This window comes from Microcoleus sp. S13_B4 (assembly GCF_036700885.1).
Taxonomy (GTDB): Bacteria; Cyanobacteriota; Cyanobacteriia; order Cyanobacteriales; family Microcoleaceae; genus Microcoleus.
Genome location: NZ_JAUBPU010000008.1, coordinates 138,324 through 152,260, shown reverse-complemented (window position 1 = coordinate 152,260; position 13,937 = coordinate 138,324). Strand labels below are relative to the sequence as shown.

The 13,937-nt window shown below is 44.8% G+C and carries 17 protein-coding genes; 9 read left to right on the top strand and 8 right to left on the bottom strand.

From position 1 onward, the window contains the following. The 7 genes from QT994_RS07665 to QT994_RS07635 all read left to right on the top strand — a co-directional run. Positions 1 to 240: hypothetical protein (locus QT994_RS07665; protein WP_333173108.1), on the top strand; the 240-nt coding region annotated here is incomplete at its 5' end. A 56-nt stretch (positions 241 to 296) separates the two neighbouring features. Continuing rightward, entirely contained in the window at positions 297 to 1,328 is a 1,032-nt protein-coding gene (locus QT994_RS07660; protein ID WP_333045924.1) for a sulfate ABC transporter ATP-binding protein, read from the top strand. A gap of 215 nt (positions 1,329 to 1,543) precedes the next feature. After that, positions 1,544 to 3,487, top strand: a complete 1,944-nt coding sequence (locus QT994_RS07655; RefSeq protein WP_333173106.1) for an ATP-binding protein — start codon at positions 1,544 to 1,546, stop codon at positions 3,485 to 3,487. Between the two features lie 156 nt (positions 3,488 to 3,643). Further along, positions 3,644 to 4,375, top strand: coding sequence for a serine O-acetyltransferase (cysE, locus tag QT994_RS07650; protein WP_445243880.1), 732 nt, complete (start codon positions 3,644 to 3,646; stop codon positions 4,373 to 4,375). An 86-nt stretch (positions 4,376 to 4,461) separates the two neighbouring features. Continuing rightward, the gene (locus QT994_RS07645; RefSeq protein ID WP_333173102.1) at positions 4,462 to 4,938 is read left to right on the top strand and encodes a Crp/Fnr family transcriptional regulator; all 477 of its coding nucleotides are present in this window, start codon (positions 4,462 to 4,464) and stop codon (positions 4,936 to 4,938) included. Then, positions 4,920 to 5,045, top strand: coding sequence for a helix-turn-helix domain-containing protein (locus tag QT994_RS07640; RefSeq protein WP_333173126.1), 126 nt, complete (start codon positions 4,920 to 4,922; stop codon positions 5,043 to 5,045). The genes QT994_RS07645 and QT994_RS07640 overlap by 19 nt, the downstream gene beginning before the upstream one ends. Positions 5,046 to 5,743: 698 nt before the next feature. Next, positions 5,744 to 6,724: a sulfate ABC transporter substrate-binding protein gene (locus tag QT994_RS07635; protein ID WP_333045933.1), complete on the top strand. Its 981-nt coding sequence runs from the start codon at positions 5,744 to 5,746 to the stop codon at positions 6,722 to 6,724. 220 nt (positions 6,725 to 6,944) lie between these two features. Here the strand turns inward: QT994_RS07635 and QT994_RS07630 are convergent, their stop codons facing one another. Further along, complete coding sequence (locus QT994_RS07630) at positions 6,945 to 7,178, bottom strand: hypothetical protein (RefSeq protein WP_333045934.1); 234 nt, start codon at positions 7,176 to 7,178, stop codon at positions 6,945 to 6,947. Positions 7,179 to 7,288: 110 nt separating this feature from the next. Between QT994_RS07630 and QT994_RS07625 the strand changes: the two genes are divergently transcribed. Together QT994_RS07625 and cysK are read left to right on the top strand one after the other, a co-directional pair. After that, positions 7,289 to 7,726, top strand: a complete 438-nt coding sequence (locus QT994_RS07625) for an Rrf2 family transcriptional regulator (RefSeq protein WP_333045935.1) — start codon at positions 7,289 to 7,291, stop codon at positions 7,724 to 7,726. Positions 7,727 to 7,744: 18 nt separating this feature from the next. Then, positions 7,745 to 8,725, top strand: a complete 981-nt coding sequence (gene cysK / locus QT994_RS07620) for a cysteine synthase A (RefSeq protein WP_333045936.1) — start codon at positions 7,745 to 7,747, stop codon at positions 8,723 to 8,725. Between the two features lie 265 nt (positions 8,726 to 8,990). Here the strand turns inward: cysK and QT994_RS07615 are convergent, their stop codons facing one another. The 7 genes from QT994_RS07615 to QT994_RS07585 form a co-directional block, all read right to left on the bottom strand. After that, positions 8,991 to 9,785 (bottom strand): sulfite exporter TauE/SafE family protein, encoded by a 795-nt coding sequence (locus QT994_RS07615; protein ID WP_333045938.1) that lies wholly within the window; start codon positions 9,783 to 9,785, stop codon positions 8,991 to 8,993. 304 nt (positions 9,786 to 10,089) lie between these two features. Continuing rightward, the gene (locus QT994_RS07610; protein WP_333173097.1) at positions 10,090 to 10,593 is read right to left on the bottom strand and encodes a hypothetical protein; all 504 of its coding nucleotides are present in this window, start codon (positions 10,591 to 10,593) and stop codon (positions 10,090 to 10,092) included. A gap of 170 nt (positions 10,594 to 10,763) precedes the next feature. Then, positions 10,764 to 11,000, bottom strand: coding sequence for a hypothetical protein (locus tag QT994_RS07605; RefSeq protein ID WP_333045941.1), 237 nt, complete (start codon positions 10,998 to 11,000; stop codon positions 10,764 to 10,766). A 19-nt stretch (positions 11,001 to 11,019) separates the two neighbouring features. Next, positions 11,020 to 11,442, bottom strand: coding sequence for a DUF202 domain-containing protein (locus QT994_RS07600; protein WP_333173095.1), 423 nt, complete (start codon positions 11,440 to 11,442; stop codon positions 11,020 to 11,022). A gap of 39 nt (positions 11,443 to 11,481) precedes the next feature. Next, complete coding sequence (locus QT994_RS07595; RefSeq protein WP_333173091.1) at positions 11,482 to 11,904, bottom strand: DUF202 domain-containing protein; 423 nt, start codon at positions 11,902 to 11,904, stop codon at positions 11,482 to 11,484. 148 nt (positions 11,905 to 12,052) lie between these two features. Then, a complete protein-coding gene (locus tag QT994_RS07590; protein ID WP_333173089.1) occupies positions 12,053 to 12,718 on the bottom strand; it encodes a hypothetical protein in 666 nt (221 codons plus the stop codon). Positions 12,719 to 13,215: 497 nt separating this feature from the next. After that, positions 13,216 to 13,920: a cadmium resistance transporter gene (locus tag QT994_RS07585; RefSeq protein ID WP_333173087.1), complete on the bottom strand. Its 705-nt coding sequence runs from the start codon at positions 13,918 to 13,920 to the stop codon at positions 13,216 to 13,218. Positions 13,921 to 13,937 lie beyond the last annotated feature (17 nt).

The following is a 13,937-nucleotide window of genomic DNA, read 5'->3' as shown; positions in this document are numbered from 1 at the left end:
CGCATTTATCGCATTTATCGCATTTATCGCATTTATCGCATTTATCGCATTTATCGCATTTATCGCATTTATCGCATTTATCGCATATACAGCCACATCTCGAAACCCTCGCGGGTTACCTCGGACGACCCGCCAGCGTCAACTTTCAAGCCTAGTCCCCATCAGGAGGGCATCGAGATCCAATACAAAAAGTTACACGGGTTGCAAAATAAATATTATTTTCAGGATATACTACTGTAACCCGGTCAGATAAGCGGAGTTAGGTTTTTTCACTCCAAAAATAGGTAAATAGACTCATGAGTATTACAGTTCAGAACGTATCGAAACACTTCGGCTCCTTCCACGCAATTGACAACGTGAATTTGGAAATTAAAAAGGGATCTTTAGTCGCGCTGTTGGGGCCTTCGGGTTCCGGGAAATCGACTCTGCTGAGGATGATCGCGGGGCTAGAACCGCCGGACAGCGGTCAGATTTACCTGATCGGTGAAGATGCTACTCATCAGTCGGTGCAGGAACGGCATATCGGTTTTGTGTTTCAGCACTACGCTTTATTCAAACACATGAGTATTCGGAAAAATATTGCTTTTGCGATGGAAATTCGCAAAGTTCCTAAAGACTCTATTAGCAGGCGGGTTAATGAACTTTTGGATTTAGTGCAGTTGACAGGTTTGGGCGATCGCTATCCTTCGCAACTTTCCGGCGGCCAGCGGCAGCGGGTGGCTTTGGCCAGAGCTCTAGCAGTTCAACCAAAAGTGCTGCTGCTAGACGAACCTTTTGGAGCATTAGATGCTAAAGTCCGCAAAGAATTGCGATCGTGGCTGCACAACCTTCACAAAGAAGTTAACATCACCACAGTTTTTGTGACTCACGACCAAGAAGAAGCTATGGAAGTAGCCGATGAAATTGTGGTGATGAACAAAGGTAGAGTCGAACAAGTTGGCACTCCTGCGGAAATTTACGACAAACCAGCATCAGCTTTTGTGATGAGTTTTATTGGGCCGGTCAATGTGCTGTCGAATGCTGCGGGTTTGTTCGCCAGCAACGCCACAACCGCTCGCAATAATGGAGCAGCTCATTCGGACGTAGTGTTTTTGCGCCCCCACGACGTGGAAATTAAAACTAAGCCGGAGTATGGTTTTTCATTAGCAAAAGTCAGTCGCATCATTCATTTAGGGCGGGAAATACAAACCGAGTTAGTGTTAGAATCGCAGCAGATAGTAACAGCTTACGTGAGTCGCGAGCGCTTCGATTCTCTACAGTTAACACGAGATCAGCAGGTTTACGTCAAGCCCAAACACGCGATGACTTTCCCTGCTTATTCAATTTAAATCAGCGGCTGCATCTTACTCAAAATACTATCGGGGAGCTTCTACAAAACACTGCTGCCACATCGTTACCAGGCACGAGCCTGGTAATGCTGTCTCGTGGCTCTAAATCGGAGGCCAAGCCTCCTGAAATTCATTCCCAGGCTCTGCCTGGGAAGGGGAAAAAGCTTCCTTCTGAAATTTTGAGTGGGAACCATAAAAAAAGGTCAGCGAAGAATATGAATGCTAACAAATTCTGGAATTTAGCAACTAGCACTTTATTTGCTTATCGCCGTTACATCCAGGCAGGATTAACACTTTGTGCAGGATTGGGACTGTCTGCGATCGCCTCTTCAGTCGCGTACAATTGGGAATACAAATCCATGCAAGCCGAACTGCAAGACCGGCTGGACAAAATAGCTACAGACATTCAGAGAGATGTTAGCGGCAATTTAGAAATAATTCGGGCAGCAGGAGCATTTTATAGCGTAGTTGACGGCGTTAACAAACCCGAAATTAAGACATTTGTTGGTTCGGCTCTCTACCGCCATCCGAGCCTGAAGGCGATCGCTTGGCTGCCCCGTGTTTCTGACTCTCCGCAATTCCTGACAGAGGAAATAGATTTAGGTTTAGATTTGACTGCCAATCGGCTCGCGTTAGAAAAAGGCGCAAAAAGACAAGAAATTACTGCGACTGACCGCCAAAAAAATTTATCGCACAATCAAGCCAGCATCTTCGTCTTTATGCCAATTTTTAGTCAAATTTCGGCTGGCAATACCGCAGCATTGCCGACAAATTTGACTACTCAGGAACCACAAAATCTCAAAGGTTTTACTCTCGGAGTTTTGCTCATTGATGCTCTTGTAAAATCGGCGTTGCAGGAAACTAAACTTAACTTTGTTAACGTGTATCTTCAAGATGCTATGGCTCCTGAATCAGATAAATTTCTGGCTTTTTACGAAGCGAAGACCAAAAGGATAATTACCGACGAAAATATCAAAAATAAACTCGCTATGGGGGAAAGAGCTTACTGCCCGGACGGCAGCAGTTGCACCCGCATTCTCAATATTGAAAATCGCAGGTGGTTGCTGCAATTACGGCTAACGCCAGAGTATATTACTCCTCTAAAATTTTGGCGTTCTTTGACTGTTTTAATGTTGGGGACAATCTTAACTTTGGTGGCGACACTTTATCTAATGAGCTTATTAACTTATACCGAAAAAATTGAAAAAATCGCAGCAGAGCGCACGGCTAAATCTCAACAGTTAGAGCAAACTTTGCAAGAGTTGCAACAAACTCAAGCTCAACTGATTCAGCAGGAAAAAATGTCTAGTTTGGGTTTATTAGTTGCTGGTGTAGCCCACGAAGTTAACAATCCTATTAGTTTTATTTACGGCAACATTCACCACGCCAGCGAATATACTAGGGATCTGTTCGAGTTGGTAAAACTTTACCAAAAAAACTATTTATCCCCTCCCTCGGAAATTTCAGAGTATTTAAAAAATATTGACTTGGACTTTCTCAGCAAAGATTTGCCGCAACTGCTGTCCTCGATGAAAATAGGAGCCGAGCGCATTGTTGAAATAGTCAAATCTTTGCGGAATTTTTCTCGCTTAGATGAAAGCGAAATGAAACCTGTCAACATTCATGAAGGCATTGACAGCACTCTGCTAATTCTGCAAAGTCGCCTGAAAGCTACCGCCGATCGCCCGGCGATCGAGATTGTTAAAAACTACAGCCATTTACCTTTAGTAGAGTGCTATGCCGGACAATTAAATCAGGTGTTTATGAATATTCTGGCTAATGCGATCGACGCCCTTGAGAGTTACAACCTCGATCGCGGGCCCAAAGCAGCGAAAGCCAATCCGATGGCGATCGCCATAACCACAGAATATTCAAGTCCTGACAAAATAATTGTGCGGATATCTGACAACGGCCCTGGTATGGCGGAAAATGTCAAAAAACTGCTGTTTGACCCGTTCTTTACTACGAAACCAGTAGGAAAAGGGACAGGCTTGGGACTGTCAATCAGTTATAAAATTATCGTAGAAAAGCACAAAGGTACGCTGCGCTGCGATTCGACACCGGGATTGGGGACGGAATTCTCGATCGAGATTCCGCTGCGACAAGAAGTCAGACAAGCTGTACCGTTTGTTTCGCGGAAAATATCCGAGGCAGCTTAGAAAGGGCTGGGGAAGGAAAATTTTTTTCTCATTAACTACTGTAATTCGGTCGGATTATAGTATTATAGGTAATAATGCCACAATCAATACTGCTTTATGCAGCTTAAACCGTTGGCACTGCCGATACTGTATAACCCAAACACGGCGAGGCTAAATATGTTCAGTGACTTGCAAATTATTTACGAACGTGACCCGGCGGCGCGCAACTGGCTGGAAGTATTATTTTGCTATCCCGGACTGCAAGCACTTTTTTTGCACCGGATAGCACACTGGCTTTATTCCGCTGGCCTGCCGTTTGTACCGCGTTTTATTTCCCAACTGAGCCGCTTTTTAACAGGTATTGAGATCCACCCAGGAGCGAAAATTGGTAGGGGCGTGTTTATCGACCACGGCATGGGGGTGGTAATTGGCGAAACTGCGATCGTTGGAGATTATGCTGTCATTTATCAAGGAGCGACCATTGGCGGCACGGGTAAAGAAATAGGAAAACGGCATCCCACGCTGGGAGAAAATGTAGTGGTAGGAGCCGGTGCTAAGGTTTTAGGCAATATTCAAATTGGCAATGATGTTCGGATTGGTGCGGGTTCGGTAGTGCTGCGAGATGTCCCTAGCGATTGCACAGTTGTGGGAATTCCCGGCCGCATTATCTCTCGGAAAAAGCAGGTGGAAGATCCTCTAAATTCTCAAGGCCTACCGGATTTGGAAGCTCAAGCGATTCGAGCTTTGTTCGATAGAATTAAGGATTTAGAAGAGCAGGTTGATTTTTTAAAATCTCAATTATCTCCGCTCAAAACAACTCACTCAGAGCAAGCAGATGTCGAAAAACATGAATTATTCTTGTCTTCGGATTTATTTATCACACAGTTTTTAGACGGCGCAGGAATCTAGTAAAGCTTTAATTTATATAGATTTTTGCCCGCAACACTATCGTGCTGCAATGTACGAAATAACTTTGATTTATTCAGTAACTGGCTATGACTATTGCTTCTCTTTCCACTAAAACTTTTGATGAAACAAGCAGACATATATTTTCTCGTCGCTCGCACTTGCCCAACAGAAGCAATGCTCTGTGGCGAATTGAAACTGGAGTAGTGCGAACTGTAACGTGGCTTGAAGATGGCACAATTATCACCTTGGGATTATGGGGGCCTGGTGATACGATCGGCAAACCGATATCAAAATGCGATCCTTTTCAAATTGAATGCCTCACTAAAGTCGAAGCAATTTTACTATGTGGCGATCGCTGGCTAAATAGAGATATTTTGCTCAATCACATTCAGCAGGCTGAAGAATTTATGGTAATGCGAGGTTACAAAAGAGTTGATTTTATGCTCTATCAACTATTAACTTGGCTGGCTAAGAGGTTTGGTTCTGAGGTAGAGCAAGGACATCTAATAGATATGATTTTAACGCATCAGGACATTGCAGAAATATCGGTACAAGTCGCGTAACTGTCACTCGCACCCTCGGTCATTTTGAGCAGCAAGGCTTGATCGATCGTCTGCCGCTCCACCGGATTATTCTACAACCTTCCGAGGTGTGGCACTACGAAATATAAAAGGAAATTAACCGTTAACAGTTAACTGTTAACCTTTTCAATTCCAGATATTGTCTCATGTTTCACAAAAAATTATATGGATGGAGTTTGTGAGGTATTGGTGATGGGCTATGGAGCGCTGCTAGCTTTTGGCTGCAATGTCGGCGCTTTTTTTTAGTGGCATTGCTTCCATCAGTTTGCACGGTGGGCTGTGGATTGCGGCTGATGAAGTGGGTAGTGTTACGAAAATTAAATTGCGATCGATCCTGCGACTCCAAAATTAAGCTCCACAAAAACTACGGTTGACCTATAGACATTAAGTATTTAATCGTGTATTCTGTTAAATTAAGTAGAGAGAGTTTGCGATCGCTCCTTGAGTGTGAGGCCCAACAGCGGGCAAAAAAGTCTCTCAATAGTGCCACTGTTGCCATTAGCAAAAATTACTGCCCTAGCGAAATGTTATAGATGTTCGTGGCAAATATAATTGGATTGCATTTGCACTGCTTGCCAGCGCATTACATTAAGTTTTGCGCTCAATTCACCTGAAACTAAAACAACAACAGGAACTCTCCTTAATGTGGTATGAACGTCTAAAAAGTAGATTTTTTTGGTTCTCGCAAAAAAAGACTGGTTCGGCAGGTTTTTCTCGGAAGTCAGCAAAATTCCTGAAATCGTCGCTGTTTAAAGTTTTTACTTTCTTTTTTGCAGTAGGTTTAGGCTTGAGCTGGTTAATCCCTCAGCCTGCAATCAGCCAGCCAAAACCAAAAGATGTCGAACTCACCTTAGTTTCCTTTTCTGTTACCAAATCCGCCTACGAAAAGATTGTTCCCGACTTTGTAGCGAAGTGGAAACGAGAAAACAACCAGAATGTCACTATCAGCCAAAGCTACGGCGGTTCAGGTTCTCAAGCCCGTGCTGTGATTAGCGGTTTGGAAGCCGATGTCGTACACTTAGCCTTAGCTTATGATACCGATCGCATCCAAGAAGCCGGTTTAATTAAACAGGGTTGGGAACGAGAAGTGCCAAATAGCGGGATTGTGAGCAAATCAGTCGTAGCATTAGTAGCGCGGGCCGGAAATCCCAAAAAAATACAAGGCTGGGCCGATTTAGCCAAACCCGGTATCAAAGTAATTACTGCTAATCCCAAAACCTCTGGTGTCGCGCGCTGGAACTTCTTAGCTTTGTGGGGTTCGATAACTCGAAACGGAGGAAACGAACAAGCAGCCCGCACCTTTGTCAGCCAGGTTTATAAAAACGTGCCAGTGCTTCCCAAAGATGCCCGCGAAGCATCTGATACCTTCTACAAACAAAACCAAGGGGATGTGCTGATCAACTATGAAAATGAAGTTTTGTTGGCGAAACAGAAGGGCGAAGCTGAACCTTTCATCATCCCCCAAGTGAATATTTCCATTGACAACCCCGTGGCTGTAGTTGATAAATACGCAGCCAAACACGGAACTACTAAGGTGGCGGAAGCTTTTGTGAAATATCTTTACACGCCGGAAGCTCAGCGAGAATTTGCTAAAGTGGGTTTTCGGCCTGTTAACTCCACGGTAGCCGGACAATTTAACAGTCAGTTTCCCAGAATTGGTAAACTGTTTACAGTCACTGATATGGGTGGCTGGAAGGGGGCGCAAAGCAAGTTCTTTGGTGACGGTGCAATCTTCGATCAAATTCAGAATGGTCTGGGCAACAGATAATTTGTATCGAATGTGCGTTAATTAAATTTTCTCATCGACTCGTCAATAAGTTCAAAAGCAAGTGCGATCGTCGCCCTTGCTTTTTTCTTTCTCCTGATTTCTTTCTTCTCACTGCCAACAGATGCGATATCTCGCATTTGTTGACTGCTGCTAAGTAGGCGAGTATGAATAAACTTAACGATGAGACAGGATATATCCGCCTACCTACTTAGCAGTTACTTTAAGGGGGCGGTATGGCCTCTAAAATACTCGCTCCCTGCAATATTTGAGACTTTAGGGCTCTACCCGCTTCTGGGTATTCCCAAGACGGTACAAAGGGCGGAACCAAGAAGGAGCAAGCTTTCCACCCACCCTGTACCCCCACGCCGAGCATCAGGCAGTTTCCGCCCCTGTGCCCGTGCTGCTCGTAATACCGACAATGCCGACAGCTTAAACCTACATTTACGTTGCTCACGGGATTTCTCCAACCGTTTTTGTAATAAAAATATACTAACACCTGTACACCTACCGGAATTGTGTACTATGATATAATGTACAATTTAAACTCGATCGCCAGTGGGGAATGTGGAACTATCTTCTAGAGTACAATATGCCCTGTTAGCGCTCTTGGAACTGGCGAGCCACCACCCGAAGGATTCGCCCCTAACAGTAAGCGAACTTACTGCTTCTCAAGAGATACCGGAACGCTATTTAGACCAAATTCTTGCCGTGCTGCGGCGTGCAAGTATTGTCCAGAGTCTGCGGGGTGCTAAAGGCGGTTATTTGCTGGCGAAAGAGCCTTGGCAGATTACTTTGCTAGAGGTGTTTTCGACACTCGAAGGCGACGGCAGCGGCCCGACCCAAAAAGTTTCGGAATCTGTAACAATAGAAAAAACTGCGGTGCTAGAAATCTGGCAGGAAGCTCAACAGGCATCTTGGGCTGTTTTGGGCAAATACACATTACAAGATTTGTGCGAACAGCGGGATGTTCGCAAACAAGCACATCCCATGTACTACATTTAAAGGGAGAGAAATTAAGCCATGAGAATTGCTAAAGATGTTACAGGAATAATTGGCAGAACTCCTTTAGTTCAGCTCAACAAAATTCCACAATCGGAAGGAGTAGTTGCTCAAATTGTGGCCAAATTGGAAGGGATGAATCCGGCTGCTTCGGTGAAAGATCGAATCGGGGCGAGCATGATTCAGGCGGCAGAAGATGCGGGGTTAATTCAACCTGGGAAAACTATTTTAGTTGAACCGACTTCAGGCAATACGGGAATTGCTTTGGCAATGATCGCGGCGGCGAAAGGGTACAGTCTGATTTTAACGATGCCGGATACGATGAGTACGGAACGCCGATCGATGCTGAAAGCTTACGGAGCTCGGTTAGAATTAACTCCGGGACATGAAGGGATGTTAAGCGCGATCGCCCGTGCGGAAGAAATTGTAGAAGAAACCCCCAATGCTTTCATGCTGCAACAGTTTCGCAACCCCGCTAATCCAAAAATTCACCGGGAAACAACGGCCGAGGAAATTTGGGAAGATACAGAAGGTAAAGTAGATTTTTTAGTGGCTGGAGTTGGCACCGGCGGTACGATTACGGGAGTTGCTGAAGTAATTAAACCGCGAAAGTCTAGTTTTAGGGTAATTGCAGTTGAACCAGCCACCAGCCCCGTGCTTTCTGGAGGTAAATCTGGTGCTCACAAAATTCAAGGGATTGGCGCAGGATTCATCCCTGAAGTGTTGAAACCAGAGTTAATTGATGAGGTTATCGCAGTTAGCGACGCAGATGCGATCGCCTACAGCCGTCGGCTTGCCAGAGAAGAAGGATTGTTGTCAGGAATTTCTGCAGGCGCCGCTTTGTGTGCTGCAATTCAAGTCGGCAAGCGTCCCGAAAATGCTGGAAAATTGATAGTTTTTGTCCAGCCTTCTTATGGCGAACGTTACCTCAGTACAGCCTTGTTCAAAGATTTAGAATTGCCGACGATCCGCGAACTCGAATCATTAGTCAGCAATTATTAATAAGTAGTAGGGCATTGGTGACAACTTAACGTCAAACCGACCGTCTTTCTTGTTATATCGAAGTCTAGATCCCCCCTAACCCCCCTTAATAAGGGGGGGACAAGATTCTTCTCAAAGTCCCCCTTAATAAGGGGGGGACAAGATTCTTCTCAAAGTCCCCCTTCTTAAGGGGGATTTAGGGGGATCTAGACTTGGCTATAAACAAGATATACAAAGGTTTTTATGGGATTGTTGATACCAATGGGCTGGGTACTCTCCCTAGCTTTCAGACTTGATACAACTTCCAACTAGCCATCGCCAACATTCCGTAAATCACAAACTTAAGCGGGCGTTGAGGCATAATTTGGCAGAATTTAGCACCTACCAAAACTCCCGGCACCGAACCCAACCAAATTGGCAAAACTAAACTCCAGTCTACTGTTCCGAGGCTGAGGTGTCCTAGAGATGTAAACATCAACAAAATTGCCGCCTGCGAAATATCTGTACCCACCAATTTAGAAGTATCCAGGCGGAAAAAAGCAATCAGCAACAGTGCAAACATCGAACCGGAAGACACGCTAGTGATTCCCACTATGCAGCCTAAAATTGCTGCCGCACTCACAGTACAAATACGGCCATAATTAGTATTTAAGTCCCATTTAGCGGGCGAAGGCAATTTAAAACTCGGGAAAAATGTTTTGGCCACTAATTGGGTCAGCGATAAAGCGACAATTAGTGCGATCCCTACTCCAAGACAGCGCAGCAATATGCTGTCTAAGTCGTGACTTCCGCTGGATTTGATGCAGTGTAAAATCCACACGCCAGTCAGCGAACCGGGCACGCTGCCCAAAGCCAGCCACTTCACTATTTGCAAGTCGAGGGTCTTTTGCTGCCAGTGTTTGAAGCCACCAACAACTTTCATCAGTGTGGCAGCTACGACATCCGAACTAATAGCAATTGACGCCGGAACCTGGAAAACAAAAATTAACATTGGGGTGATGAGCGACGCTCCGCCCACTCCGGTCAAACCAACGATAATGCCCACGAAAAAGCTGAGAAACGATAGTAATAAGTAGTTCACGGTTATGCCCAAAAACTGTGTATTTAAGCGCTGCCAACCAACAAATAGATAACTTTGGCGACTACAACAACACAGCTACACAGGCTAAATATCGCTTGCATTTCAATATGCGTTGCCAGGAATTTTGATTTTCAACGCTTGAGATTTCCCGCGTCTTAAGCTACAAAAATCTTGGTAAAAGTAAGTAAATGCAAATTAACCAAACTACAAAAATTGTAGTGTAAAAGCTCCCTGATTTTCTTATATGTACCTGTGTAACTGATGAAAAACCCTGGATTCATTTATGGGGTTTATATTCGGCCTTCTACCTTGAAGTGACGAGCGTCATAGGTAAAGTAGAGCTGAGGTTAACCGACTGCTTGCCGGCAAAGAAATCGGGAGTATCGAGAACATTAAAATGAATCAATACCACAATGACCACAGTGAAGGCGGTTGAGGAAACTAAACCCGTCAATAACTCTTTTTTGAGGTTTTTTTCCTTGGCTTTGTCTGTGAAAACATCTAAAGTTCCTAGCTGCATCAACAGAATTCCCGCAATATTGGAAAGCCAGTAGCCGACAATTGTGCAAGGAAACAGTAAATCTGGGGAAAGCCAACTAAAGATATACCCAAAGGCGTAGGCAATTGGCAGATTGAAAAATATGTCGTTCCACCAACACAGCGGTGATAGCAAATATCCAATTGCCAGAAGCAAGCCGCCTCTGATCTTTTTAAACCAGACTTCCTTCAAGCCCTTAGCTTGTGGCAACTGTTGGGTCAGTTGTCCTGCAAGCTGGTACTCTTCAATGACTTTTTTAGCGTTTTCCACGTTAATAGCTCATTACTCGATCGACTTACCGTAGTTTAACAGCACAAATCACTTATGTCTAGTAAGTCAATCTAGTTACCGTATTTTATGGAATCGGCTAAATATACTGTGTTTGCGGTACAAAACTATGGCTCCGGGAGAGGTTGTGGAGAATGCTGGCTAGTGGTATTTTAGGCTGCGAGCGAGAAATTGAAAGCTTCAGGCAAATGCTTGACAGTTTGCCAAAGATATGCTGTATCGATACCCCAGTAAAATTGCAGGTAAACGAGTAAAAGCCCGATCGCGACTGTGACGCCCAGCAATTTAGGGACTATTTTCGCGACAGTCTCCAGCACTACGAATGCTGCCCAGATAGCAGCAGCTAAGATGATAATGGAAGCGATCGTGGCAACTGTATCGCTGTTCATGGTTAACTCCTGTTGACAATCAATCGGGTATTACAAAACTACTTGGGCCCAGGCCGGCTGCCAAAATCGAATAAATTACTCCAATTCCCAATAAGGCCACAGCGAAACTGAAAAATAAAACCATGGCGTCTGGGGGATTGTAGGTATCGCGGTCAATTTGGTGGCGAACGGTGAAGTAGTGCATAGTTGAGATTAAGACTGTCGCCCAACCTATTAGAGAGAAGATTAAACCCAACTTCCACCCCATCGCCTGGCGGTAATGTACGGGTATTTGCACGACGCGAAGTCGGATGATGACGACGCCAAAACCCATGAGGGCGATCGCAGCCCGCATCCATGCTAAGAAGGTTCGCTCATTTGCCGATCGATCGATCGCCCGCGACAGATTGTGCTGCTTTGGTTTCTCATCATCTACTTGCATCGGTTGGAACGATAATTGCACGCGATCGAACTCTTTAAGATTAATATAAAACCAGCGCCATTATTCTGGTGCCATCAAACCTTCTAAGCTAGAAGGAATGGTGAACATATAATAAATTACCCCAGCCCCTAGGATGGCGATCGCGAGGCTGAAAAGAATTACCCAGCGATCGGTAGGTTCATAAGTATCGTAATCGATATCGTGGCGAACACCGAAGTAGTGCTTAGTTGATAAGAGCACCGTCAGCAAACCCACTATTGAAAAAAGCAAACCCAACTTCCAACCATTGCCGGGAGTTGGCAGCAGAGGGGGATGGAAGGCGCGAAGGCGCACTATAACAACGCCAAAACCCATCAGCGATATTGCTGTCCGCATCCATGCTAAATAAGTGCGCTCGTTTGCCAAGTGATCCCGCACCCGCGACGGATTTGGTCGCTTAGTCTTTTCTGTATTTACTTTCGTGGATTTCCAATTTAATAGCATAGATAAACCTTTTAATTTTAACGCCAAATTAAGAAGGGAAACCGATATATTTTCGCTGGGACGATTATCCGCCGGGGGAGCGATCCCCGGCGGGTTCTTGCGTTGCAACGGGCTTTACACAGCCGATCGCATTACAACCTCACCAAACCTAATCATTTTCCTCAGTAGGTGCGTTGGGAACTTGCGTATCTATGTACGCCTGAGTCACGTCAGGAACAAACCAATTAGCATCCCCAGGCTGGAAAACTTTAGCACTAGGAACGTTGAATTCTACAGCCCCCGTATCGGGATTAGCTCTGGCTACAACTTGAGTTCCGTCAACTATCTTAACAGCTAGACCGCCAGTCAATTCTTCTGAAGGTTGATCGGTCGTTCTTAAATCGGTTGCTTTGATATCGCTGGGTAGATAAATTCCATCGCAATCCCATTTATGTTCAGTTGTTTGGCCGTCAGCTAGAAAATAAAGGGCATTCTCGTAAGAAGAGGAAGCTGCTTTTTTGCGTTTCGGGCCGTAGACAGCCAGGGTTTTTCCGGTCTCGTTGCGGCACTGACCCCAAGGTTTTCCCGTTTCTAGAGTGTATTTTTGAAACTCCAATTGAGAGATTTTTTTCTGGAGTTCCTCAGCGGTATAATTCTGGGCGACATCGGGTGTGTCTTTCGCTGTCTTGAGAGTGTTCAGAGCTTGAGTCACCTCTATGTAGTCGGGATTGCTCGCATATTTCGGCGTTTTTGGAGCGTCTGCCCAGGATGGGGGAACGAATACTAAATTGGCGGTCATTACCAAGAGCACTAAAACAAATTTGAAGATTTTCACAATTTTTCTCCTTTTCTAGATTGTCCGGTTTTTTCCAACTTTCTGTTTGCTTGCTATTTTAGGACTTAGGCAAAAACGAACTCTCTTTAACTGGTTTGCATGAGAAACCAAATTTGACCGAATCGAAAAATATGGTTTTTTAGGATTAGACCTATTGTCAAAGTCGATCGACCTGGGGTAGTGGGGAAGTGTTCGGGCGATATTTTATGGATTAATCCTCAAATTTTTAGCTCCGTTTGATTCAGCACTACAGAGTTTATTGAAACCACAGGTAGATTGTTGCCTAAGTCTGGCAATTTGCTCGCTCAAAAAATGGTTTTAAGGTTCGTAAAGACTACAGGCTAAATTAGTTTGAAGCTGCTTTTAGCTTAGTCAGTTACTTCATTATTAATTTAGCATATTTGTTGATATCTTGCAAGCGCTTTAGACAACTTTTTCAGAAAACAATTGTTAAGGTGAAAGTGATGAGCTAGGACTTATGAATTATGGCAAATTATCTACCTATAGAGGGATGGAAGTAGCAGAAGTGTGGCTAATTTTAAATTAGAGGGAAATGGCGGGAGCAGCCGATAACTACCGCTGTCAATCAGGATGAATATTCCCAAGCCAATCAAAACGAAAGGGACAACAGCCTTGGTATAGCGAGTCAAAATATGGGCGATTGCCCTTTGGCGAGTTAATCGGTAAGCGACATAAGACCAAACACCTACCATCACCGAGAAAACCGCCAAAATCACCACCAAGCTCGGCAAATCGCTGCTAGCAAACAGCGGCAAATAAATGCCTATATTGTCACCCCCGTTGGCCACTGTTACCGCAGCCACATTCAAAGTTTGGGGATTGAAAAGATTTGCTAACTTTGACACAGGAGATGAGTTAGATTGACGCTTAAATTCGCCCGATACGGCTTGTACGTCATTTTCCTCATTCTCTCTCTTGACTAAGTGACTGATGCCGATCGCGATCGGAACCAAACCCAGCAAGCCAATCCAAGCTTGCGGCACAATTAAACCGCCAAAAAAACCGGGCAAACTAGCAGCGATGAGTGCAGCAAATCCGAGGTACTTACCGACAAAGATATGCCGGGGGCGGAAAGTATCATTGACTTGGGCGAAGAACAGCATCGAAAGCACCATATCGTCTATATTGGTTGCGGCAAAAGATGTAATCCCGGCAATAATCGCTGCTGCAATCCAATTCATGTGCTGTCCCTACAATT